This is a genomic window from Mesorhizobium sp. M0227 (assembly GCF_040321855.1).
Classification (GTDB): domain Bacteria; phylum Pseudomonadota; class Alphaproteobacteria; order Rhizobiales; family Rhizobiaceae; genus Mesorhizobium.
Window position 1 is genome coordinate 1 of sequence record NZ_JAMYSJ010000048.1, and the last position, 22,476, is coordinate 22,476.

At 62.1% G+C, this 22,476-nt stretch carries 22 protein-coding genes and 1 pseudogene; 10 read left to right on the plus strand and 13 right to left on the minus strand.

All coding sequences use genetic code 11. The features are described 5' to 3' along the window. Positions 1 to 173: 173 nt before the first annotated feature. Positions 174 to 1,295, plus strand: coding sequence for a carbohydrate ABC transporter permease (locus tag NKJ00_RS31360; protein ID WP_128305443.1), 1,122 nt, complete (start codon positions 174 to 176; stop codon positions 1,293 to 1,295). Positions 1,296 to 1,301: 6 nt separating this feature from the next. Then, the gene (locus NKJ00_RS31365; RefSeq protein WP_126069360.1) at positions 1,302 to 2,219 is read left to right on the plus strand and encodes a carbohydrate ABC transporter permease; all 918 of its coding nucleotides are present in this window, start codon (positions 1,302 to 1,304) and stop codon (positions 2,217 to 2,219) included. Positions 2,220 to 2,272: 53 nt separating this feature from the next. Here the strand turns inward: NKJ00_RS31365 and NKJ00_RS31370 are convergent, their stop codons facing one another. After that, entirely contained in the window at positions 2,273 to 3,016 is a 744-nt protein-coding gene (locus tag NKJ00_RS31370; RefSeq protein WP_352632493.1) for a creatininase family protein, read from the minus strand. 3 nt (positions 3,017 to 3,019) lie between these two features. Then, on the minus strand, positions 3,020 to 3,658 hold the full coding sequence (locus tag NKJ00_RS31375) for an SIS domain-containing protein (RefSeq protein ID WP_502895317.1): 639 nt from the start codon (positions 3,656 to 3,658) through the stop codon (positions 3,020 to 3,022). A 105-nt stretch (positions 3,659 to 3,763) separates the two neighbouring features. Between NKJ00_RS31375 and NKJ00_RS31380 the strand changes: the two genes are divergently transcribed. Continuing rightward, on the plus strand, positions 3,764 to 4,786 hold the full coding sequence (locus NKJ00_RS31380) for an aldo/keto reductase (RefSeq protein ID WP_128305445.1): 1,023 nt from the start codon (positions 3,764 to 3,766) through the stop codon (positions 4,784 to 4,786). 144 nt (positions 4,787 to 4,930) lie between these two features. Here NKJ00_RS31380 and hupB read toward each other — a convergent pair whose 3' ends face one another. From hupB to NKJ00_RS31400, 4 genes are all read right to left on the minus strand, one after another. Continuing rightward, positions 4,931 to 5,203: a DNA-binding protein HupB gene (gene hupB, locus NKJ00_RS31385; RefSeq protein WP_023810287.1), complete on the minus strand. Its 273-nt coding sequence runs from the start codon at positions 5,201 to 5,203 to the stop codon at positions 4,931 to 4,933. Between the two features lie 298 nt (positions 5,204 to 5,501). Then, entirely contained in the window at positions 5,502 to 7,913 is a 2,412-nt protein-coding gene (lon, locus tag NKJ00_RS31390; protein WP_023810286.1) for an endopeptidase La, read from the minus strand. Positions 7,914 to 8,218: 305 nt separating this feature from the next. Beyond that, positions 8,219 to 9,493 (minus strand): ATP-dependent Clp protease ATP-binding subunit ClpX, encoded by a 1,275-nt coding sequence (gene clpX, locus NKJ00_RS31395; protein ID WP_013532190.1) that lies wholly within the window; start codon positions 9,491 to 9,493, stop codon positions 8,219 to 8,221. Positions 9,494 to 9,790: 297 nt separating this feature from the next. Then, positions 9,791 to 10,420: an ATP-dependent Clp protease proteolytic subunit gene (locus NKJ00_RS31400; RefSeq protein WP_023810285.1), complete on the minus strand. Its 630-nt coding sequence runs from the start codon at positions 10,418 to 10,420 to the stop codon at positions 9,791 to 9,793. Between the two features lie 337 nt (positions 10,421 to 10,757). Here NKJ00_RS31400 and NKJ00_RS31405 point away from each other — a divergent pair. Both NKJ00_RS31405 and NKJ00_RS31410 read left to right on the plus strand, forming a co-directional pair. Beyond that, positions 10,758 to 11,348, plus strand: a pseudogene (locus NKJ00_RS31405) (hypothetical protein). Positions 11,349 to 11,397: 49 nt separating this feature from the next. Then, entirely contained in the window at positions 11,398 to 12,780 is a 1,383-nt protein-coding gene (locus tag NKJ00_RS31410; protein ID WP_128305446.1) for a pyridoxal phosphate-dependent decarboxylase family protein, read from the plus strand. Positions 12,781 to 12,799: 19 nt separating this feature from the next. On the opposite strand, the gene NKJ00_RS31415 is transcribed toward NKJ00_RS31410, so the two are convergent. Then, positions 12,800 to 13,903: an NAD(P)/FAD-dependent oxidoreductase gene (locus NKJ00_RS31415; RefSeq protein WP_128305447.1), complete on the minus strand. Its 1,104-nt coding sequence runs from the start codon at positions 13,901 to 13,903 to the stop codon at positions 12,800 to 12,802. Positions 13,904 to 14,006: 103 nt separating this feature from the next. Here NKJ00_RS31415 and NKJ00_RS31420 point away from each other — a divergent pair, with 103 nt between their 5' ends. Both NKJ00_RS31420 and NKJ00_RS31425 read left to right on the plus strand, forming a co-directional pair. After that, positions 14,007 to 15,257, plus strand: a complete 1,251-nt coding sequence (locus tag NKJ00_RS31420) for a cytochrome P450 (RefSeq protein ID WP_128305470.1) — start codon at positions 14,007 to 14,009, stop codon at positions 15,255 to 15,257. Between the two features lie 66 nt (positions 15,258 to 15,323). After that, on the plus strand, positions 15,324 to 16,040 hold the full coding sequence (locus NKJ00_RS31425; RefSeq protein ID WP_128305471.1) for a transporter substrate-binding domain-containing protein: 717 nt from the start codon (positions 15,324 to 15,326) through the stop codon (positions 16,038 to 16,040). A 70-nt stretch (positions 16,041 to 16,110) separates the two neighbouring features. Here NKJ00_RS31425 and NKJ00_RS31430 read toward each other — a convergent pair whose 3' ends face one another. From NKJ00_RS31430 to NKJ00_RS31455, 6 genes are all read right to left on the minus strand, one after another. Further along, on the minus strand, positions 16,111 to 16,461 hold the full coding sequence (locus NKJ00_RS31430; protein ID WP_128305448.1) for a cupin domain-containing protein: 351 nt from the start codon (positions 16,459 to 16,461) through the stop codon (positions 16,111 to 16,113). A gap of 6 nt (positions 16,462 to 16,467) precedes the next feature. Next, a complete protein-coding gene (locus tag NKJ00_RS31435; protein WP_352632496.1) occupies positions 16,468 to 17,748 on the minus strand; it encodes an O-acetylhomoserine aminocarboxypropyltransferase in 1,281 nt (426 codons plus the stop codon). Between the two features lie 159 nt (positions 17,749 to 17,907). Further along, positions 17,908 to 18,429, minus strand: coding sequence for a CoA-binding protein (locus tag NKJ00_RS31440; RefSeq protein WP_023810278.1), 522 nt, complete (start codon positions 18,427 to 18,429; stop codon positions 17,908 to 17,910). After that, positions 18,426 to 19,202, minus strand: coding sequence for an AAA family ATPase (locus NKJ00_RS31445; RefSeq protein ID WP_352632498.1), 777 nt, complete (start codon positions 19,200 to 19,202; stop codon positions 18,426 to 18,428). The genes NKJ00_RS31440 and NKJ00_RS31445 overlap by 4 nt, the downstream gene beginning before the upstream one ends. Continuing rightward, positions 19,202 to 19,624 carry a VOC family protein gene (locus NKJ00_RS31450; RefSeq protein WP_023810276.1) on the minus strand — a complete coding sequence of 141 codons (423 nt, stop codon included), beginning with the start codon at positions 19,622 to 19,624 and terminating at the stop codon, positions 19,202 to 19,204. The genes NKJ00_RS31445 and NKJ00_RS31450 overlap by 1 nt, the downstream gene beginning before the upstream one ends. Before the next feature lie 10 nt (positions 19,625 to 19,634). Continuing rightward, positions 19,635 to 20,456: an enoyl-CoA hydratase gene (locus NKJ00_RS31455; protein ID WP_352632500.1), complete on the minus strand. Its 822-nt coding sequence runs from the start codon at positions 20,454 to 20,456 to the stop codon at positions 19,635 to 19,637. A 150-nt stretch (positions 20,457 to 20,606) separates the two neighbouring features. On the opposite strand from NKJ00_RS31455, the gene NKJ00_RS31460 reads away from it, so the two are divergent. The 3 genes from NKJ00_RS31460 (at position 20,607) to rpsI (ending at position 22,236) form a co-directional block, all read left to right on the plus strand. Further along, positions 20,607 to 21,071, plus strand: a complete 465-nt coding sequence (locus NKJ00_RS31460; RefSeq protein WP_027162402.1) for a PaaI family thioesterase — start codon at positions 20,607 to 20,609, stop codon at positions 21,069 to 21,071. Positions 21,072 to 21,287: 216 nt separating this feature from the next. After that, positions 21,288 to 21,752 carry a 50S ribosomal protein L13 gene (gene rplM, locus NKJ00_RS31465; protein ID WP_013532205.1) on the plus strand — a complete coding sequence of 155 codons (465 nt, stop codon included), beginning with the start codon at positions 21,288 to 21,290 and terminating at the stop codon, positions 21,750 to 21,752. A 1-nt stretch (position 21,753) separates the two neighbouring features. Then, positions 21,754 to 22,236 (plus strand): 30S ribosomal protein S9, encoded by a 483-nt coding sequence (rpsI, locus tag NKJ00_RS31470; RefSeq protein WP_023810272.1) that lies wholly within the window; start codon positions 21,754 to 21,756, stop codon positions 22,234 to 22,236. The last annotated feature ends 240 nt before the right edge of the window (positions 22,237 to 22,476 follow it).

Genomic DNA, 22,476 nt, shown 5'->3' on the forward strand with positions numbered 1-22,476 from the left:
CGCCGCGCCGGCCCGCCACCCCCCCCCGCCCCCCCCCCCCAACCACCCCACTCACCTCCCCCCTCCCCCCGCGCCCCCCCCTCCCCCCCCCCCCCCCCCCCCCCCCCCCCCCCCCCCCCCCACCACTTTAGACCGGCTCCGGCTCCTCGAGAGCCTTCAAACGGGCGAGATTTGTGGCTGACCAGACTTCGACCGCGAACCAGTGGCCGGCAGATGCCGGCCCTTCCGATCTGATCTCTCCAGGCCGCAAACGCCTTGGCTGGGCGCTGATGGCCGTTGCGACGCTTGGCCTGCTGGCGACGATCGTGCTGGAGATCCTCTACAAGGGCAGCGCCGATACGATCGGCTTCGAGACCTGGCGCCCCGTCGTCTATGCCTATGTTCTGTGGGGCGTGGCGATCGGCGCCGGCCAGGTGCTGACGCGCGGCGAGGATGGCCAGCGTGCCCTGTTCCTGCTGCCGGCGCTGCTGTTCACCATCGCCATGGTGATCTTCCCGACGCTGTTCGGATTCTACATCGCCCTCACCGACTGGAACCTCAGTTCCTTCAGTGGCCGCAAGTTCAACGGGCTCGACAATTTCTGGCAGATGCTGGCCGATCCCTACTACCGCAACGCGCTGTTCAACATGGTGCTCTATGTGCTGGCGGTGGCGGTCGAATATGTCATCGCCTTCGGCCTGGCGCTGCTCCTCAACGCCCAGATCCGGGCGCGAAAATTCTTCCGCGTCGTCTTCCTGATGCCGCTGATGCTGTCGCCGGTCGCCGTGTCGTGGATGATCGGCAAGTCGCTGATGGAATACCGGTTCGGACCGGCCGCAACGCTGGCGCGCCATCTCGGCTGGGAAAATCCGGCCTTCTTCTCCGACCCGATCATCGCGCGCATATCGATCATGATACTGGATGCCTGGACCTTCATTCCGTTCATGATGATCATGCTGCTGGCCGGGCTGCAGGCGATGTCGCGCGAGGTGCTCGAAGCCGCACGCGTGGACGGCGCCAGTGCGTGGCAGACCTTCTGGCAGGTCACTTTTCCGCTGATGCTGCCGGTGTCGGTGACGGCGGTGATCCTGCGCATCATCTTCAAGCTGAAGCTTGCCGACATCATCATCACGGTGACGTCCGGCGGCCCCGGCGGCGCCACTGATTCCGTGTCGAGCTTCATCTACCGCGAATATCGCGACCGCTCGAATGTCGGCTACGGAACCATGCTGGCGATGGCCTATCTGGTGATCATCGTCGTGTTCGTCACGTGGCTGTTGAAATTTGCCAACCGTTTTGTCCGAAATGTGAATTGAGCTGAGATGAGCGTTCAGACCACCGAATATGTCGCCTCGGAGATCCGCTCGCCGGCGAGCTTCCTCGCCAGCCGCGTCTTCATCTATGGGGCGCTGGCCTTCTGGGCGTTCATCTGCCTGTTCCCGATCTACTGGACGATCACGACCTCATTCAAAACGGCGGTCGATGTCACGCAAGGCCATCTCATTCCCTTCGTCGACTTCCAGCCGGATTGGAAAGGCTGGCGCTCGCTTGGCCTGTCGCCGGACTCGATCTTCCAGACCTCGACGGTGCGCGAGGAATTCCTCAAGCGCTTCATGAATTCGGTGATCACCTCGGTCGGCGCGTCGAGCCTCGCCATCGTCATCGGCAGCCTCGCCGCCTACGGGCTCACCCGCTATCGCTATCATTTCGCCTGGTTCAAGAACGAGGACATCTCGTTCTTCTTCCTGTCGCAGCTGATCCTGCCGCCGGTGGTGCTCGCACTACCCTTCCTGGTGCTCTACCGCGAGGTCGGCCTGCTCGACACGCGCATCGGGCTGATCCTGCTCTACACGCTGATGGTGCTGCCGATCGTCATCTGGATCATGCGCGACCAGTTCAACTCGATCCCGGTCGAGCTCGAGGAAGCCGCACTTGTCGACGGGCTGTCGATCTGGGGCGCCTTCTTCCGCATCGTCATGCCGATCGCGCTGCCGGGCATGGTCGCCGCCTTCATCCTGGCGATGGTGCTGTGCTGGAACGAGTATTTCTTCGCCGCCCTTTTGACCTCGACCGACGCCAAGACCATCCCGGTCATGGTGGCGAGCCAGACAGGCTCGCAAGGCATCAACTGGTGGTCGATGGCAGCGCTCGCCACGGCGGCTATCGCGCCTCTCGCCGTCATCGGCATAGCGCTCGAGCGCTATCTGATCATGGGCATGACCGCGGGAGCGGTGAAGTAGCAGGGCGGCCTCTTCCCTTCTCCCCATTGTCTTGTGGGAGAAGGAAGACCGCGCTAGGCCCCTAGAATCATCCGCAGGTGATCGAGGATCATAGGCACACCCTTCTGCCCAAGCTCAGCCGAAGCATCCTTGGCGCTCGCCGTATACCAGCTCTTGTTGTCGTCGAAGTGACCGGCGTCCACCGCCTCCGGGCATAGCGCCAGCATCAGCGATGTCTCGCCGATGCCGGCATGGTCGAACGGGTACTTGCCGTTCATGTCAGCCGGCATCAGCGGATGAACCTGTACCCAGTTGAAGAAATTTTCACCCGCGGCGTGCCCGGAATAGTAGTCGGCCATCGCCTGCGAACCCCACCAGCCCTCGCCGCGCTCCTTTTCGAGAAAGCGGAAGATCGCCTGGCGGCCGGCGGTCTTGAACGCCAGATCGGTCGGCATGCCGGCGGCGAAATTCTCGGTCTGGTGGTGGATGATGGCGTGGATGTTGCGAAAGCCGATGCGCAGCAGGCTGTAGAACAGTTCCTCGCCAAACGGCGCCAGCGCAGCGCCGCCGACCTGCACCGAGCCGCTGCCTTCCGGCGGCGCCACCGCGTAGCTCGCCGCACCGTAGTAGAACGGCGGCAGGATGACGACGTCCCTCTCCTTCTCGAACAGCTCCAGCGTCTTGACGACGGCCAGCGTGTCCATGCCGACCGCCATGTGCTCGCCATGGTATTCGAGCACGCCGAGCGGCAGAGCGACCGGCCAATTCTCGGCGATCGCCCTGCGGATCTGGTGTGGCAGCATCAGTTCGTAGCGCATGATCTATTCCATGTTGGTGTGGCGGGCGCGCATTGCTTCAGGCGACGCGCCAATCAATTCCCTGAGCTTCAGCACCATCACCTCGAACAGCAGGAACAGTGCGCCTTCGAACACCGAGCCCATCGGCAGGACCGATGTTTTTTGCGCCCCCTGATCGTTGGCCATGGTCTGCGCGGGAATGAGCAGGGTGAAGTCGGCAAGCCTTGCCGCGCTGGCTTCGGCCTGGGCGGTCAACAGGAGATTGGTTGCACCTGCTTGGCGCGCGACCTGCATCAAGGTCAGCACGGTCGAGGTCTCTCCCGGCCCGGAACTGACCAGGAAGACATCGCCCTGCCCCAGCGGCGGTGTGTTCATGTCGCCGACCACGGAAACCGGCAGGCCCAAATGGTAGAGCCGCATGGCAAAACCCTTGACCTGCAAGGCCTCGCGGCCGCAGCCATAGACGACGATCTGTCGCGCGCCGGCCAGCATTTTGCAGGCGGCGTCGATCCGGCTTTCGTCGATGCGTGCCAGCACGCCGCCGAGCTCCTCAAGCGCGGTCTCGAACAGGCTTTTGCTCTTGTTGCTCACCGCAAACCTGCCATTGAAAATTACCCTGGGATTTGCCGCTCTTGCTGCTACGAACAGCTTGATTTCGTTCATGCTAGCAACCGCGAAAATGCGTGTCCAACGCGCAGCGATGCTTTTGCCGGACCACAGGCATGATAGTGTCATGTCAGACAAATCAAACGAGGCAAACGGCAGCATATGAAGACACGGCATTTCGACCGCATCGGCAATGGCGGCATCAGTTTCACCGAGCTCGGCTTCGGCACGGCGCCGCTCGGCAACCTCTACCGTGCCGTCTCCGACGAGGACGCCAACGCCACGCTGGAGGCCGCCTGGGCGACCGGCTGCCGCTACTACGACACCGCGCCGCTCTATGGGCTCGGCCTCTCGGAAACGCGGCTCAACCCGTTCCTGCGCGGCAAGAAGCGCGAGGACTATGTGCTGTCGAGCAAGGTCGGCCGCATCATGCGTGCCTGCCCGCCCGAAGAGCGCACCGGCATCGGCAAATTCTTCGACACGCCGTCGCGCCGCGAGGTGTACGACTACAGCTATGACGGTGTCATGCGCTCATTCGAAGCCTCGCTTGAGCGCCTCGGCGTCGACCGGATCGACATCCTCTTCGTGCACGATGTCGACATCTTCACCCATGGCAGCAAGGAAGCCTCCGACCGGCGCCTCGAAGAGTTCATGCGCTCGGGCTATTACGGCTTGCTGTCGCTGCGCGACCAGGGCGTGATCAAGGCGTTCGGTGGCGGCATCAATGAGTGGCAGGTCGCGCAGACGCTGGCCGAGCGCGGCGACTTCGACCTGTTCCTGCTGGCCGGTCGCTATACGCTCTTGGAACAGGAGGCGCTGACGTCCTTCCTGCCGCTCTGCCAGGCACGCGGCATCGGCATCGTTCTCGGCGGCCCCTACAACTCCGGCATCCTGGCGACCGGACCGAAGCCCGGCGCCTACTACAACTACTCCGAAGCGCCGAAGGACATCCTCGACCGCGTCGCCGGCATCGAGAGCGTCTGCAAGCGCCATGGCGTGCGGCTGATCGAGGCCGCCCTGCAATTCCCGCTACTGCACCCTTCGGTCGTCTCAGTGGTCCCCGGTGGCCAGCGGCCGAGCGAAGTCGAGAGCAATCGCTCGCTGCTCGATGCGAAACTGCCCGCAGCCCTTTGGGCCGATCTCAAGAAGGAAGGCCTTATGCGCCCTGAAGCGCCGACCGCATAAGCCGGCCGCCGTCGCGTCAGCGTCTGGCACAAAAATGAAAAGCCGGGCAAGCCCGGCTTTTCTGGTCGTGTGTACGTGCGTAGGCCACGAAAATGAAAAGCCGGGCAAGCCCGGCTTTTCTGGTCTCTGAAAAGAAAAAGGCGCTTAGTTGACTGCGTCCTTGAGGCCTTTGCCGGCCGAGAACTTCGGCACGGTACGCGCCGGGATCTTCACTTCGGCGCCGGTCTGAGGATTGCGGCCGGTCGAGGCGGCACGCTTTGACACGGTGAAATTGCCAAAGCCGACAAGCCGGACATCGCCGCCCTTCTTCAGTTCGCCGGTGATGGTGGAAAATACCGCATCGACCGCCGACTGCGCGTCACCCTTCGAAATGCTCGCGGCGTCGGCGACAGCGGACACCAGTTCGTTCTTGTTCATAAAAATTCCCTTCCATGAGAACACCGGAACTATCGACTCATCCGGCAGGAAACGGACTGTAGAAAGAAGCGTTGCCGCAACCAAGCCGAAAAGGCAGGAAAAAAACGGAAAAAGCCCGGAAATGCTGGGTTTTTCACATGAAAAAGCCGGGCGCTAGGCCCGGCTCTCCGTTTGTGCGCTGCAACCTTGACGAAAACCAATGCATGGCCCTGAAAACCGTAGCCGGTTTTCGGCAGGGGCCATGCACAAGTCTGAGCGTTAGAGCGTCCTTTGTGCGTCCAGATGGACGCCCGGAGCTCTAATGCGCCAGGGATTTTCCAGCGTCGTCGGCACTGTCTGTCGCGGCCGGCGGATTGACCGGTTCGACCCATTCGATCGGCTCCGGCATACGCACCAGCGCGTGCCGCAACACCTCGCCGACACGTGAGACCGGAATGATCTCCATGCCGTTCTTCACATTGTCCGGAATCTCCGCCAGATCCTTGGCATTGTCTTCCGGGATCAGCACCTTCTTGATGCCGCCGCGCAGTGCGGCGAGCAGCTTCTCCTTGAGCCCGCCGATCGGCAAGATGCGGCCGCGAAGCGTTATCTCGCCGGTCATCGCCACATCCGCCCGGACCGGAATACCCGTCAGTACCGACACAATGGCTGTCGCCATGGCAGCACCTGCCGACGGGCCGTCCTTCGGCGTGGCGCCTTCCGGCAAGTGCACGTGGATGTCGCGCTTGTCGAACAGCGGCGGCTCGATGCCGAAATCGACGGCGCGCGAGCGGACATAGGAGGCCGCCGCCGAAATCGATTCCTTCATCACGTCGCGCAGGTTGCCGGTCACCGTCATGCGGCCTTTGCCGGGCATCATGACGCCTTCGACCGTCAGCAGTTCGCCGCCGACTTCCGTCCAGGCAAGACCTGTGACGACACCGACCTGATCGTCAGCCTCGACCTGGCCGAAGCGGTAGCGCTGCACACCAAGGTAATCGGAGAGGTTCTCCGCCGTGATGCTCACCGTCTTCTTCTTCGTCTTCAGGATTTCGGTCACCGCCTTGCGCCCGAGCTTCATCAGCTCGCGCTCCAGGCTCCTGACGCCCGCTTCACGGGTGTAGGTCTGGACGATGGCGCGGATCGCGTCCTCACCGACGGAAAACTCCTTCGGCTGCAGCGCATGATCGCGGATCACCTTCGGCATCAGGTGCCGCTTGGCGATCTCGATCTTCTCGTCCTCGGTGTAGCCGGCAATACGGATGATCTCCATGCGGTCCATCAAGGGCGCCGGGATGTTCAGCGTGTTCGCCGTCGTCACGAACATGACGCTCGACAGATCGTATTCGACCTCGAGGTAATGGTCCATGAACGTCGAGTTCTGTTCCGGATCGAGGACCTCGAGCAACGCCGATGACGGATCGCCACGGAAGTCCTGGCCCATCTTGTCGATCTCGTCGAGCAGGAAGAGCGGGTTGGACTTCTTGGCCTTCTTCATCGACTGGATGACCTTGCCGGGCATCGAGCCGATATAGGTGCGCCGGTGACCACGGATCTCGGCCTCGTCACGCACGCCGCCAAGCGCCATGCGGATGAATTCGCGACCGGTCGCCTTGGCGATCGACTTGCCGAGCGAGGTCTTGCCGACGCCGGGAGGGCCGACGAGGCACAGGATCGGCCCCTTCAGCTTCTTCTGGCGGCTTTGCACGGCGAGATACTCGACAATGCGCTCCTTGACCTTGTCGAGGCCGAAATGATCGGTGTCGAGCACGTTCTGCGCAAAAGCCAAGTCCTGCTTGACCTTGGAGTTCTTGCCCCACGGAATCGACAGGATCCAGTCGAGATAGTTGCGCACGACGGTCGATTCAGCCGACATCGGCGACATCGTCCGGAGCTTCTTCAACTCGGCTTCCGCCTTTTCGCGGGCCTCCTTGGAGAGCTTGGTCTTCTTGATGCGCGCCTCGATCTCGGCGGCCTCGTCGCGGCCGTCCTCACCTTCGCCGAGTTCCTTCTGGATCGCCTTCATCTGCTCGTTGAGGTAGTATTCGCGCTGCGTCTTCTCCATCTGGCGCTTGACGCGCGAGCGGATGCGCTTCTCCACCTGCAGGACGGAGATTTCGGCTTCCATGAAGCCCATAGCCTTTTCCAGCCGCTCCTTGACCGAGAGCGTGGCCAGCATTTCCTGCTTCTCAGGGATCTTGATGGCGAGATGCGAGGCAACCGTGTCGGCGAGCTTGGAATAGTCGTCGATCTGGCTGGCAGCACCCACCACTTCGGGCGAGATCTTCTTGTTCAGCTTGACGTAGTTCTCGAAGTCGGTGACGACCGAACGCGCCAGCGCCTCAACCTCGACCTCTTCCTCTTCCGGCTCGACCAGCGCCGCGGCGCGGGCCTCGTGGAAGTCGGGACGGTCGGTGAACGAGACGATTTTCGCACGCGAAGCGCCTTCGACCAGAACCTTGACGGTGCCGTCGGGTAGCTTGAGCAATTGCAGCACATTGGCGAGCGTGCCGATGTCGAAGATGGCATCGGGCTCGGGATCGTCGTCGGCGGCATTCATCTGGGTGGCAAGCAGGATCTGCTTTTCCTGACCCATCACCTCTTCCAGCGCCTTGATCGACTTCTCACGCCCGACGAAGAGCGGCACGATCATGTGCGGGAACACCACGATGTCGCGCAGTGGGAGAACTGCGAAGACGCCGTCGCTGGGTGCCTTGGATACTTTGGCCATTGTCCAACCTTTCATGTCGCGGCCGCCAATCAGCCAACCGCGAATCTTATATTAACGACCGGGGATCGTTCCGCCTACCACCGTTTATGACGGGAGTTTTACAGCACAGAAATCGGGCACCTCGGCCTTCTCCAGTTAGTTGGATGCACGACCCCCAAAGATCAAGGGGCGCGTCCAAATCCGCACTTCCAACCCGTCCGCGAGTGACACATTTGCGACGCCAAGCCGTACGCCGCGCAAAACCCCTGCGCGACAGCAAAACGGCGCCTTGCGGCGCCGTTCCAGAATTTCGCTGCGGGCTCATGTCAGGCGCTGACATTGCCCTTCTTTTCCTTCTGCTCGGAGTAGATGTAGAGCGGCCGGGCACTGCCGGTCACCACCTCCTCCGAAATCACCACTTCGCGCACGCCTTCGAGCGCGGGAAGCTCGAACATCGTGTCGAGCAGGATCGCCTCCATGATCGAACGGAGGCCGCGCGCGCCGGTCTTGCGCTCGATGGCGCGCTTGGCGATCGCCGAAAGAGCGTTCTCGTGGAAGGTCAGGTCGACATTCTCCATCTCGAACAGCCGCTGATACTGCTTGACCAGCGCGTTCTTCGGCTCGGTCAGGATCTGGATCAGCGCCGGTTCGTCGAGGTCTTCCAGCGTCGCCAGAACCGGCAGACGGCCGACAAATTCGGGGATAAGACCGAACTTCAACAGATCCTCGGGCTCGACCAGGCGGAAGACATCGCCAGTGCGGCGATCCTCCGGCGAAGCGACGACCGCGCCGAAGCCGATCGAGGTCTTGCGGCCGCGATCCGAGATGATCTTGTCCAGCCCGGCGAAGGCGCCGCCGCAGATGAACAGGATGTTGGCCGTATCGACCTGCAGAAACTCCTGCTGCGGGTGCTTCCTGCCGCCCTGCGGCGGCACGGAGGCGACGGTGCCTTCCATGATCTTCAAGAGCGCCTGCTGCACGCCCTCGCCCGACACGTCGCGGGTGATCGAGGGATTGTCCGACTTGCGCGAAATCTTGTCGATCTCGTCGATGTAGACGATGCCGCGCTGGGCGCGCTCGACATTGTAGTCGGCCGATTGCAACAGCTTCAGGATGATGTTCTCGACGTCCTCGCCGACATAGCCGGCTTCGGTCAGCGTCGTCGCATCAGCCATGGTGAAGGGCACGTCGATGATGCGGGCCAGCGTCTGCGCGAGCAGCGTCTTGCCGCAACCGGTCGGGCCGATCAAAAGGATGTTGGACTTCGCCAGTTCGACATCGTTGTTCTTGCCGGCATGCGCGAGGCGCTTGTAGTGGTTGTGGACCGCCACCGACAGCACGCGCTTGGCGTAGGGCTGACCGATGACATAGTCGTCGAGAACCTTGAGGATCTCCTGCGGTGTCGGCACGCCTTCGCGCGACTTCACCATCGAGGTCTTGTTCTCTTCACGGATGATGTCCATGCAGAGTTCGACGCACTCGTCGCAGATGAAGACCGTCGGACCGGCGATCAGCTTGCGCACTTCGTGCTGGCTTTTGCCGCAAAACGAGCAGTAAAGCGTGTTCTTGGAATCGCCGCTGTTGTTGCCGACCTTGCTCATTTTCATGTCCTTTCATGGCCGCCCGCCGATGGTCTGGCTGAAAGGGCGCATACTCTATCTATCGCGGGAATCCGCCGCCGCCAGTGTGTCCCGGCTCCCGCAACGCATTCCGTACGAAACACAAATCAGAAAACGTGGCAATGATTCGCGACAACCCCGCATAAAGCTAAGCCGCCGAAACTCAACATAGCCTTAACGTAGGCAATCCTGTCCCCCGAGGGAACAGCCAATTGTGGCCGAAATGCCGCAAGACACACCAAAAGCGCGTGATGCCGCCATCCAACTGCCAATAAGCCCTTATGCCACAGCGCCTTCAGGCGGCTCGCGCGACGAAATGACCTTGTCGATGAGGCCGAAATCCCTGGCTTCGTCAGCGGTCATGAAATGGTCGCGGTCGAGCGTCTTCTCGATCTCTTCGTAGCTCTTGCCGGTGTGCTTGACGTAGACCTCGTTGAGGCGACGCTTCAGCTTGATGATATCCAGGGCATGGCGCTCGATGTCGGACGCCTGGCCCTGGAAGCCGCCGGAAGGCTGGTGAACCATGATGCGGGCGTTCGGCGTGGCAAAGCGCATATCCTTGTGGCCGGCGGTCAGGAGCAGCGAACCCATCGAAGCCGCCTGGCCGATGCAGAGCGTCGACACGGCCGGCTTGATGAACTGCATGGTGTCGTAGATCGCCATGCCGGAGGTGACGACGCCGCCCGGCGAATTGATGTAGAGGTTGATTTCCTTCTTCGGATTCTCGGCTTCGAGGAACAAAAGCTGCGCGCAGACCAGCGTCGCCATGCCGTCCTCGACCGGACCGGTGATGAAAATGATGCGCTCCTTGAGGAGACGCGAGAAAATGTCGTAGGCCCGCTCGCCGCGATTGGTCTGTTCGACCACCATCGGAACGAGGTTCATGTAGGTTTCGACGGGGTTCTTCATCAGTTGTCTCTTATCTCGCGGTGGGATTCCGGCGCCGGGAATGCTGGCGGATCGGGCAGAATCGGTTCTGGATCGTTATTCCGTAAATAGGATGCCGGCTCATCCTTGTGCAAGGCCGACCCCTCCTAGCCATCTGGGTAAGTCGAATCAAGCTTTCTGACCAAGGATTCGCGGCGGCGGATGCTTCCGCGGGTCCGGAGCCGCATGGCCGGCCGCGCAAGGTAGCAGTTTCTTAACCGCGTCACTTAACGAAATGCGCCGAAACCGCTTTTCTCCGAAACGGCTTCCTCTACAATTCAACGTTGAACTTATGCGTGGAGTTCAACAGGGGAGTGTCATGTCCGGGAAGACCGCATGCTTCACCATTGCCGGGCTGACCATGCTCGGCACGATTTCGCAGACAGCGGCCGGCGGCCAGGCCGTCGAATGCTATGAACCTGTCCGCAGTCCGGCCGTCTACGACACGGTCTAGGAAGACGTGCTGATCAGCCCGCCCGGCCAGCAGGTCGACTATACGCCCGCCATCTACGGTACCCGCGAGCGCGTCGTGATGACCGTTCCGGCGCAAGTGACCTACCAGATCGTGCCGGCCGTCACCCGCACCGTCTACCGCACGGTCCGGGTCGATGGCGGCGGCTACTCCTGGGAATGGCGCGTCATCCATGGTCGCAAGGTGCTGTGCAGGGTATGGCACAAGGCGCGCTACGAACGTGTTGCCAAAACCGTGGTGGTCCAGCCCGAACGCACGCGGCGCGTCGTCATTCCCGCACAATACGACAGAATCGCCCAGGAGGTGCTGGTGCGGCCGGGGCAAAGGCGCGTCATCGATGTTCCCGCCTCCTACCAGACCGTCGCGCGCCGCGTGCTGGTTCGCGAAGGTTCATCGGGCTGGCGGCGGGTGCATATTCCCAGGCATTGCCAGGATTAGCGAGCATAGCGTAACCTGCGTCGCAGCGGATCTCCGTAGGGCTGAGGGCATGCGCGACCTGGAAATTTCCAATCAGGAATTGTCAGACCTTGCCGAAGAAGCCTTGGCGCTTGCCAAAGGTTACTGGGCCTCCCTCGAGGAACGTCGGACGTATCCCACGACCAGCGGCAAACAGACGACCGAACTGTTCTCGCGGCCTTGGCAGGAGAGCGGCCGCGGACGGGAAGTCTTGCAGGATTTCAAGTCGATCGCGGAGCATGTGCGGCCTTCAACCGGCAGATTCTTCGGTTATGTCGTCGGCTCCGGCGAACCGGTCGGCGCGCTGGGGGAGCTGCTGGCTGCGGTGCTCAATCAGAATGTGACGTCGTGGCGGTCGGCTCCGGCTGCGACATCGATCGAACGCGCCGTGGTCGGGTGGTTGGCGGAGGCTGTCGGTTGCCCCGGATTTACAGGCAGCCTGTGCGGCGGCGGCTCGACGGCGAACCTCATGGCCCTGGGGATGGCGCGGGAAGCGAAGCTGCCAGCCAACGAAACAGGCGTACGGCCCTGCGTGATCTATGCTTCCGAGCAAGTGCACATGTCCATTCCAAAGGCCGTCGCGCTGTTGGGGATCGGTAGAAAAAATCTCCGTTTGATCCCTGTCGACGACAAATTCAGGATGCGGACGGATGCCCTCCAGGCGGCTATCGCCGTCGACCGCGAGGCCGGAAACATGCCCATCGCCATCGTGGCCACGGTCGGCACCATCATCTCCGGTGCGATCGATCCCCTTCCCGAGATTGCAGACATCGCCCGGAGGGAGGCGCTGTGGATGCACGTCGACGGTGCCTACGGAGGGCTGGCGGCTCTTGCGGCGCCGGAAAAGTTCCAAGGGTTGTCTTCGGCGGATTCGCTGTCACTGGATGCGCACAAATGGCTCTATCAGCCACTCGATTGCGGCTGCCTGCTCTATCGTCACCCGGACATTGCGCGAAAGACTTTTTCGCACAGCGACGACTACGTCAGGATACTGAGCGATGACCCTACGGAAGCATTTGCGTTCTTTGAGGAGTCGATCGAACTCTCTCGACGCTTCCGTGCGCTGAAGCTCTGGATGTCGCTGCAGTATCACGGACGCCGTGCCTATCGCGAAGCCATCGCCCGCGATCTCAACCATGCCCAGATGTTGGCGCAGGCAATCGCGTCGCAGCCGGAGTTGGAACAGCTTGCACCCGTATCGCTAAGCGCAGTCTGTTTCCGCCACCGCTCAAAGAACAATGAAGCGATCCTGCGCCGCGTGATCGCGCGCGGCCGGGTGTATCTGTCGAATGCGACGATCAACGGCCATTTCGCGCTGCGCGCGTGTTTCGTCAATCACCGAACGACCCCAGATGACGTGCAGGCGATTGTGTCCGAAGTCATTGCCGCCGCAGACGAAATCATCGCTGAGTGAGTCTTCAACCTGGCGGCGTTCAGGCCACTTCCGCCCGCAGCCATGTCTTCAGGCCGGCGATGTCGCCGTCGCCCACCGCGGCCGCAACGCGCCGGCCGACCGCAGCGCCGAATTTGTAGCCATGGCCGGAGCAGGCCGAGACGATCAGGCATTTTCCTCGCTCGTGAGCGAAGAACTTCTCATCTTCGGTGAAGGTGTAGGCGCAGGTGACCACCTCGGTCACCCTGTATTCCTCGATGCGCGCGATCGGCGGCGAAAACAGGTTGCGGATCGCCTCGCCCTCGCCCGCCACCGGCTGACGGTTCCAATCGGCGTCGCTGGTCGGCACCCTGTGCAGCCCGGACCCGAATTTCATGCCGGCGCCGCCGGAGGGCGGGATCACATAGCCGTCGATCGCGCCGCCGACATCGAGGACAACCGGTGCCACCCGCCAGGCGGCCTTGAGGTCGGCCGGCGGTTCGACATAGGCGAGTGCGGTTCGATAGGTCTTCAGCTCGCCGTCCAGTTCCGGAAACAGTTTCAGCACCCAGGCGCCGGCGGCGACAACGATACGGTCGGCCTGCATCGTCTCGCCGCTTTCGAGCACGATGTGGCCGGCTTCGGCGTCGACTTCGATGACCTTGCTGTTTTCGTAGACATTGGCGCCGTTGGCGCGCAGCCAGTTTGCCATGCCGGAGGCTATCTTGCGGCAATGCAGGGCGCCGCCTTCGGTCGAGAAATAGGCGTAGCGAAACGAGCCGGCTTCGAGAAACGGCCAGCGTTTCACTGCTGCATCGGGCTCCAGCAATTCGAACGGAAAATTGCCTTCTTCCAGGCCCTCGCGATATTCCTCGGCCTCGTCGCCCGGTTCGCGCGAAACGCAGACAAATCCGCGCGCATCAAGATGGCTTTCGCCGAGATCGGCCCACATCTCGTCCCAGGCCTGGTAGGCTTCGGTGATCAGCCGGCCATAGCCGGTCCCCGCGCGGTAAGCGCGGCGGATGATGCGATGATGGTCGCCCGACGCGGCCATCGGGTTTGGGATCGGCCCTTGCTCGACGATCGAAACGCTGTGGCCGGCCTTGACCAGCGACCACGCCGTGGAGAGACCGGCAATGCCCGCGCCGACAACGATCACATTCATCAAATCAGACTTTCCGCAGCCGGTTGGCTGGCTCAACGTATTCGATTGCGGGCGCCAACATACGGTCTGGAACCAGGCTGGCAAGCCGCGCTATTGGTCTGGCATGAGCAAATTGACGCCACCCGCCCTGGTCTTTGATCCAGCCACTCGACGCCTGCGGCTCGACCCGCACGAGCCGGCCTTTTTTCAAAACCCTTATGATGCCTATGCTTTCCTGCATGGCGTATCGAATGCATTCTTCTGGGAAGAATTCGGCTTCTGGTGCTTTGGCGGCTTCGACGACGTCAACCGGCTGCTGCGCGACCGCCGCTTCGGCCGCCAGAACCCGGCCGGCATTCCAGACAGCCGCGGCATTGGACAGGACCGCAGCCATCTCAGGGCCTTCGACGGGCTCGAAGCCAATTCGATGCTGGAACTGGAGCCGCCGGTGCACACGCGTCTGAGAACACTGGTCAACCGCGCCTTCGTCTCGCGCCAGGTCGAAAGGCTGCGGCCGCGTGTCGAGGCCTTGGCCAACGACCTGATCGACCGTTTCGAACCAGGCAAGACGGTCGACCTGTTGCCTGCTTTCGCGGCGCCCTTGCCGATCACCATCATTGCCGAAATGCTCGGCGTGCCGGTCGAAATGGGGCCGCAACTGCTCGACTGGTCGCACCAGATGGTTGCCATGTATATGCATGGCCGCACCCGCGAAATCGAAGAGACGGCCAACCGCGCCGCGCGCGAATTTGCGGATTTCCTCCGTGGCTACGTCACCGAACGACGCAGGAATCCCGGCGACGACCTTTTGTCGCTGCTGATCTCGGCGCAGGAGGATGGCCAAAAGCTGTCGGAGGACGAGATGGTGTCCTCGGCGATCCTGCTGCTCAATGCCGGCCATGAAGCGACCGTGCACCAGACCGGCAATGCCGTCCGCTCGATCCTTGCGCAAGGGGGCGATGTCAGCCGCTTCTTCGGCTCGCCCGAGACGACCGCGGCAACGGTCGAGGAATGCCTGCGGTTCGACGCGCCGCTGCACATGTTCACGCGCTACGCCTATCAGGAGATCGAAGTCTCGCCCGGCATCGTCGTGCAGCCGGGGCAGACGATCGGGCTGCTGCTTGGCATGGCCAATCATGACCCGCGCGCCTTCGCCGATCCCCTCGCTTTCCGGCCCGACCGTGCCGACCAGAAGAACGTCTCCTTCGGCGCCGGCATTCATTTCTGCATCGGCGCGCCGCTCGCCCGGCTCGAATTGCAGGTGTCGCTGAAAACCTTGTTCGAACGGCATCCGAAGCTGCATCTTGCTGAAGAGGCGCGGTTCCGCGACACTTACCACTTCCATGGGCTGGAAACGCTCGCCGTCGGCTTTTGACGATCGCGAACCTGGGGCTGCCTCAGCCAGTTTCCGGCAAAATAGGACGGCGACGCTTTGCCTGACATGACCGAGTTGAAATTCGCCTTCCTGGAAGAACCGCCATTTTGCTTCACCGGCGCATCGGGCGAGGTCTCAGGCTGTGACGTCGAGCTTGCGCGCAGGCTCGGTGACATGCTCGGATTGGCGAGCTTTAAGCCGATCGAAACCGAATTCGCTGAGCTGCTGCCTGGGCTGGTCGAGGGCCGTTGGACCATGACGACCGGCCTGTTCGTCTCCGAAGAGCGCAGGCAGCTTGTCGACTTCACTCGGCCGATATGGGCGTTGCAGGATGGGTTGCTGGTCGCGGCGGACAATCCGTGCGGCTTTCGCGGCTACCAATCCATTGCCGAGGACCGGACCGCGTTGATTGGGGTCATAACCGATCAGGTTCAGCATCTTACGGCATTGCACAACGGAATAGCGCCTGGGCAGATCAGGATGTTTGCAACGCAGGCGGATGCGGCGGACGCAGTGGCCAACGGCGTCGTGCACGCCTATGCCAGCGTCGCCATGGCGCATCGAGGCTATCTGACCCGGCGGCCCGAAATGCGGCTTGGACTTGTCGAGGTTCCCCCGGTTGAAAAGCAGCCGTCGGCCGGTGCCTTCGCGATCGCCAAAGGCAATTCAGCCCTGCTCCGGCGCGTCGATGCTTGCCTCGATGAATTGGTGGGCAGCGACTGGCACCGACAGATGATGGCGCGATACGGATTCTCGGACAGCGATATCGATCGCATCGTTTGATCCGCGCATCTTTTGTTGTTCGACCATGATCTTTACCCGAAAACCGGCCTCCACTTTTCGGGATCATGGTCTACAGCTTGATCACATACTCCTTGCGAGTCGTCTCAAGCACTTCCCAGCTGCCTTTGAAGCCGGGCCTCAGCACGAAGCTGTCGCCGGCCTTGACGGTGCGTGCCTGCCCGCCGTCTTCCGCGATCACCGAAACGCCAGACAGGATGTGGCAGAACTCCCACTCGTCATAGACGATGCGCCATTTGCCCGGGGTCGATTCCCAGATGCCGGCGTAGAGGCCGCCGTCGCGCTCCTCGACATTCCAGGTGCGGAATTTGGGATCGCCCGAGATCAGCCGGTCCGGTGCCGGCGCGCCCTGTTCGGCGTCGACAGTGTCGACGCCGATGGCAAGAATTTTTGACTCGCTCATGATCGGTCAGACCTTGGCAAGCGCCTGTTCGAGGTCGGCGACGATGTCGTTAACGTCCTCGATGCCGATCGAAAGCCGCACCGTGTCCGGTCCTGCGCCGGCCTTGACCTTCTGCTCGTCGGAAAGCTGGCGGTGCGTGGTCGAGGCCGGGTGGATGACCAGCGACTTGGTGTCGCCGACATTGGCCAGGTGCGAGAACAGTTCGAGCGCCTCGACGAATTTGACGCCGGCGTCATAGCCGCCCTTGAGAGCGAAGGTGAACACGGCGCCGGCGCCAAGTGGTGAGTATTTCTTCTGCAGCGCGTTGTTCTTGTCGCTGGGCAGGCCGGGATAGTTCACCGAGGCAACCTTGGGGTGGTTGGACAGCCAGGCAGCAACCGTCACGGCGTTGTCGCAGTGGCGCTGCATGCGCAGCGGCAGGGTTTCCAGGCCGGTCAGGATGAGGAAGGCGTTGAACGGCGAGATCGCCGGGCCGAGATCGCGCAGGCCGAGCACACGCGCGGCAATGGCGAAAGCGAAATTGCCGAAGGTTTCGTGCAGGACGAGGCCGCCATATTCGGGGCGCGGTTCCGACAGCATCGGATATTTGCCCGACTTCGACCAATCGAAGGTGCCGCCATCGACGATGGCGCCGCCGATCGAATTGCCGTGACCGCCGATGAATTTGGTCAGCGAATGGACGACGATGTCGGCACCATGCTCAATCGGCCGGATCAGGTAGGGCGAGGCCAGCGTGTTGTCGACGATCAACGGCAGGCCGTGCTTGCGTGCGATGTCGGCGATCTTCTCGATATCGACGAAGGTGCCGCCCGGATTGGCCAGGCTCTCGATGAAGAGAGCCTTGGTCCTGTCGTCGATCTGGCTTTCGAAGGTCGAGATGTCGTTGGTGTCGGCCCAGCGCACCTCCCAGCCGTAATTCTTGAAGGCATGGCCGAACTGGTTGATCGAACCGCCATAGAGCTTGTTGGCGGCAACAAAATTGTCGCCAGGCTGCATCAGATTGTGGAACACGATCACCTGCGCGGCATGGCCGGAGGCGACCGCAAGAGCCGCCGTGCCGCCTTCGAGGGCCGCCATGCGCTCTTCCAGCACCGCCTGGGTGGGGTTCATGATGCGGGTATAGATGTTGCCGAAAGCCTTCAGTCCGAACAGTGAGGCGGCATGGTCGGCATCGTCGAAGACGAAGGAGGTCGTCTGGTAGATCGGCGTGGCGCGAGCGCCGGTCGCCGGGTCGGGCTTGGCGCCGGCATGGACGGCGAGCGTGTTGAAACCTGGCGTGCGGGTCACTGAAAACCTCCCTGAAAAACCTTCTGAAATTCGCCGGGCATTCTTGGCGAAGCCCGGCCTCGAATGCAAAGAAGAAAATACCCTTCCGTGCAGGACCTTCTATCAAGCGGCAGGAAAATACGGCGTTTGCCGGAATAATTTTGCGCTTTCGCCCCTCGCCTATTTCTGGCGGACGCCAAAACTCTGGAAGCCAGAGCGCATCAGCGGCTTCTTCGACGACAGCACGCCGGAATTGACGCCGGTCCAGCCGATCTCGCCGGACAGCTTGCCATATTCGATTTTGGGGCAGCGGTTCATCACCACCTTGATGCCCGCGGCCTCGGCGCGCGCGGCTGCCTCGTCATGGCGCACGCCAAGCTGCATCCAGATGACTTTCGGCAGGGGATCGAGCCGCAACACCTCGTCGACGATGCCGGGCACTGCCGCCGGCGCGCGAAAAATGTCGACCATGTCGACCGGCTCCGGAATATCGGCGAGCCTGGCATAGGTCATCCGACCGAGTATCTCCTTGCCGGCCTGGCCGGGATTGATCGGGAACACCGAAAAGCCCTTGGCCAGCAGATATTTCAGCACGAAATAGCTTGGCCGCACATCATTGGCGGACGCGCCGACCATGGCGACGGTCTTCACCGAATTGAGGATGCCGGCGATGTAGGTGTTGTCGTAGCTATCGTGGATCATGCCTCGTCCTCATACAACGCCTCGTCGAGAAAGCCATCCGGGTCATTGCTAAAATCGCGCAGCATGCGGAAGTGGTCCGTGTCGCGAAAGTCGGCGGGTTCCAGCCCGAACCGGCTGATGCGGAACAGCCGCGCGCCGGGACAGGCCATCAGCAGCGGCGAATGCGTCGCCATGATCACTTGCGCGGTGCCCGACTGGTCCATGCGCCGCAGCATCTTGAGCAGTTCGATCTGGCGCGTCGGGGACAGTGCGCTCTCGGGTTCATCGAGGATGTAGATGCCTTGCCTGCGGCAGCGCTCCTCGAAAAATCGGATAAAGCCCTCGCCATGCGACCAGGACAGGAAGTCCGGCGGCGCCCCGCCAGACTCCAGCGCTGCCTGATCGAGATAGCGGGCCACGGAGTAGAAGGATTCGGCACGAAAGAACCAGCCGGCGGTGACTTTCGGCAGCCAGTGACCGCGGAATGTGTTGGCCAATGCAGCACCACTCTTGTCGATGGCGCTGGAATGGTCCACCGGCCGATAGCCCTTGCCGCCGCCGGCCTCATCATAGCCGGCCAACGCGCCGATCGCCTCGAGCAGCGTCGATTTGCCGGTGCCGTTCTCGCCGACAATGATGGTGATCGGCGTGGTGAATTCGAGCTCGAACTCATGGCCGCGAAACAGCGGCAGGTTCCAGGGATATTTTTCCCAATCCTCGACCCGCGCGGGATCAAGCAGGATACGCTTGAGGTAGGGAGCTTTGAGCCGCGTCAGCTGCTTGCGATGGGCCATCAGCCGGGGAGCGAAATCGTGCCGTCTTCCGCGATCGGAAAGGCCGGATTGTGCGCCACTTCCCAGACATGCCCGTCGGCGTCGGCGAAGTAGCCGTACCAGCCGCCCCAAAAGGCCCGGCCGGCCGGCTTGACGATGCGGCCGCCGGCTTTTTGCGCCCTGGCGAGCACGTCGTCGACTTCGGCGTCGGAGCGGGTGTTGTAGGCGAGGTAGACCGCCGATGGCGCCGCGGCGAAGGCAATGCCGGAATCCTCTTCTGCGCTGGCACGTGGGAACAGGCCAAGAATGACGCCGCCCATCTGGAAGAAGGCGACACCGTCGGTGATACCGGCATGCCGCTTCAAGCCCATCGCCTCGTAGAAGCGCACCGCACGGTCGAGATCGTCGGTAGCAATGGTGATGATGGAGATGCGCGGTTCCATGACGTTCTCCTTACTCGTCCTTCCATTCCGGCTTGCGCTTGCCGATGAAGGCACCGATGCCCTCCTCCGCGTCGCGTGCCAGCATGTTCTCAACCATGATCCGGCCCGTATAGGCATAGGCGTCCGCCAGGCCCATCTCGGCCTGCGCGTAAAAAGCCTCCTTGCCGGTCTTGACCACCAAAGATGATTTGGAAGCAATGGTTTGCGCGTATTTGGTGACAATCTGATTCAGATATTCGCGCGGCACGACACGGTTGACCAGGCCGAATTCCTTGGCGGTCGCCGCATCGATCGTCTCGCCGGTCAGCAGCATCTCCATCGCATGCTTGCGCGAGACATTGCGCGACAGCGCCACCATCGGCGTCGAGCAGAACAGGCCGATGTTGACGCCCGGCGTGCAGAAAGTCGCCTCATGCGAAGCGATCGCCAGGTCGCAGCTGGCGACCAGCTGCAGCCCGGCGGCGGTGGCCAGGCCGTCGACTTCGGCGATGACAGGCAAGGGATGGCGCACGATGGCCTGCATCAGCGTCGCACAAGCGGCAAACGTCTCCGCGAAGAAGGCCTTGCCATGATCGGCGTCAGTGCGGCGCGCCGTCATTTCCTTGAGATCATGGCCGGCGCAGAACACCTTGCCGGCTGCCGACAAAACGATCACGCGAGCCGCCTTATCGGCCTTGGCGCGCTCGAGTTCGGCCGTCAGCGCCGCCATCACCGCCAGCGACAGGGCGTTGGCGGGCGGATTGGTGAGTGTGAGGCGCAGCACGCCCTTGTCCAGTCGTGCAACAACCGGACCCTCAACGGCGGCAGGCTTGATGGCAAGGATTTCGGCCATGGATAAGGTCTCCGCGATTCCGCTGGGGCTGCCAGAGTATCTAATACCGGATCAGGTTTCGTCCAACACCGATCGCTTGCACCAGGGGACGAAGATTGTCAGAAATGCCGCGCCGCGCCCATACAGGTGGGCCAAAAACGAGAGACCGACATGCCCGCCCAAACCAATTTGAAGCCGGTGCTGACCGCGCAACAAGTCAATGCGCTGATGGAGACCGTCTATCCGCAGCTCAATGAGCAGTTCAAATATTTCGAGGCGATCGACGTGTTCCCCGGCGGCTGCACCGTGCGGCTCAACGCCGGCGAGCGGCACTTGCGTCCGGGCGGCACCGTATCCGGCCCTTCGCTGTTCACGCTGGCCGACATTGGCGGCTACGTCTGCGTGCTCAGCCATGCCGGGCCGGATGCGCTTTCCGTTACCGTCAACCTCGACATCAATTTCGTGCGCAAGGCCGAAGCCGGACCGATCGATGGCCATTGCCGCATCCTGAAGCTGGGAAAAAGCCTGATGGTGTTCGATATCGACATCGTCGCCGGCCCGGACGGACACACGGTGGCGCACGCCACCGGCACCTATTCGATCCCGCCAAAGCGAAATGGCGATGTGGTAAAATAATACCTTTCACCTAAACTATTGTTTTTGCACTACTTTACCTGCTATCGACCGTTTCGTGCACCTTGACGCCACAAACACCCTCGCCTATAAGCCCGTCACGAAGCAGCGGCCCGCAAAGGCCGCCGCTTTGTTATTGGCGGCGGGCAGCGTCCTTCCGACAATCCAAGCAACAAGAAACGCCTTCTCTTATGAAGGTCAGAACCGAGAGCAGAAAACATGACAACCTTTTCGCAGAAGCCTGCGGATGTGGTGAAGAAGTGGATCCTGATCGACGCCGAAGGTCTCGTCGTCGGTCGTCTGGCCACTGTCATCGCCAATCATCTTCGCGGCAAGCACAAGCCGACCTTCACCCCGCATGTCGACGACGGCGACAACGTCATCGTCATCAATGCCGACAAGGTGGTGTTCACCGGCAAGAAGTTCACCGACAAGGTCTATTACTGGCACACCGGCCACCCAGGCGGCATCAAGGAGCGCACCGCGCGCCAGCTGCTCGAGGGTCGTTTCCCCGAGCGTGTCGTCGAGAAGGCCGTTGAGCGCATGGTCCCGCGTGGCCCGCTCGGCCGTCGCCAGATGAAGAACCTGCGCGTCTATGCAGGTGCCGAGCATCCGCATGTCGCCCAGCAGCCCGTCGTGCTCGACGTGGCCAAGCTGAACGCCAAGAACAAGAAGGTCGCATAAGATGGCTGAGCTTTCCTCGCTCGCAGAACTGGGCGCCGCCACCGGCAACACCAACACCCAGCCGGCGGCCCCCGTCCATGTCCAGAAGCTCGACAAGTCGGGCCGCGCCTATGCCACCGGCAAGCGCAAGAACGCCATTGCGCGCGTCTGGGTGAAGCCGGGTTCCGGCAAGATCATCGTCAACGACAAGGAATTCGCGACCTATTTCGCGCGTCCTGTCCTGCAGATGATCCTCAACCAGCCGATCATCGCCTCCAACCGCGCCGGGCAGTACGACATCGTCGCGACAGTTGTCGGCGGCGGTCTCTCCGGCCAGGCTGGCGCCGTGCGTCACGGTATCTCCAAGGCGCTGACCTACTACGAGCCGACGCTGCGCGCCGTGCTCAAGAAGGGCGGCTTTCTGACCCGCGACAGCCGCGTCGTCGAGCGCAAGAAGTACGGCAAGGCGAAGGCCCGTCGTTCGTTCCAGTTCTCGAAGCGCTAAACGCTCCGCAGCTTCAGACCATCGAAAGGCCGCCTCCGGGCGGCCTTTTTGTTTGCGGCTCGGCAGTCACCCCATCCGCGCCTGCGGCGCGACCTCCCCCCGATGGGCAGGTCGGCGCGTAGTGCCGGTGGGGTGATGGCGCCGTCACAAAACAGGGGTAGTGTGCTGAGAGTTCTGCAAATTCGCTGAGAGAGGGCGGTCATGGCAGGCTGGTGATGTTCAACGTCACCGATTCCCGCG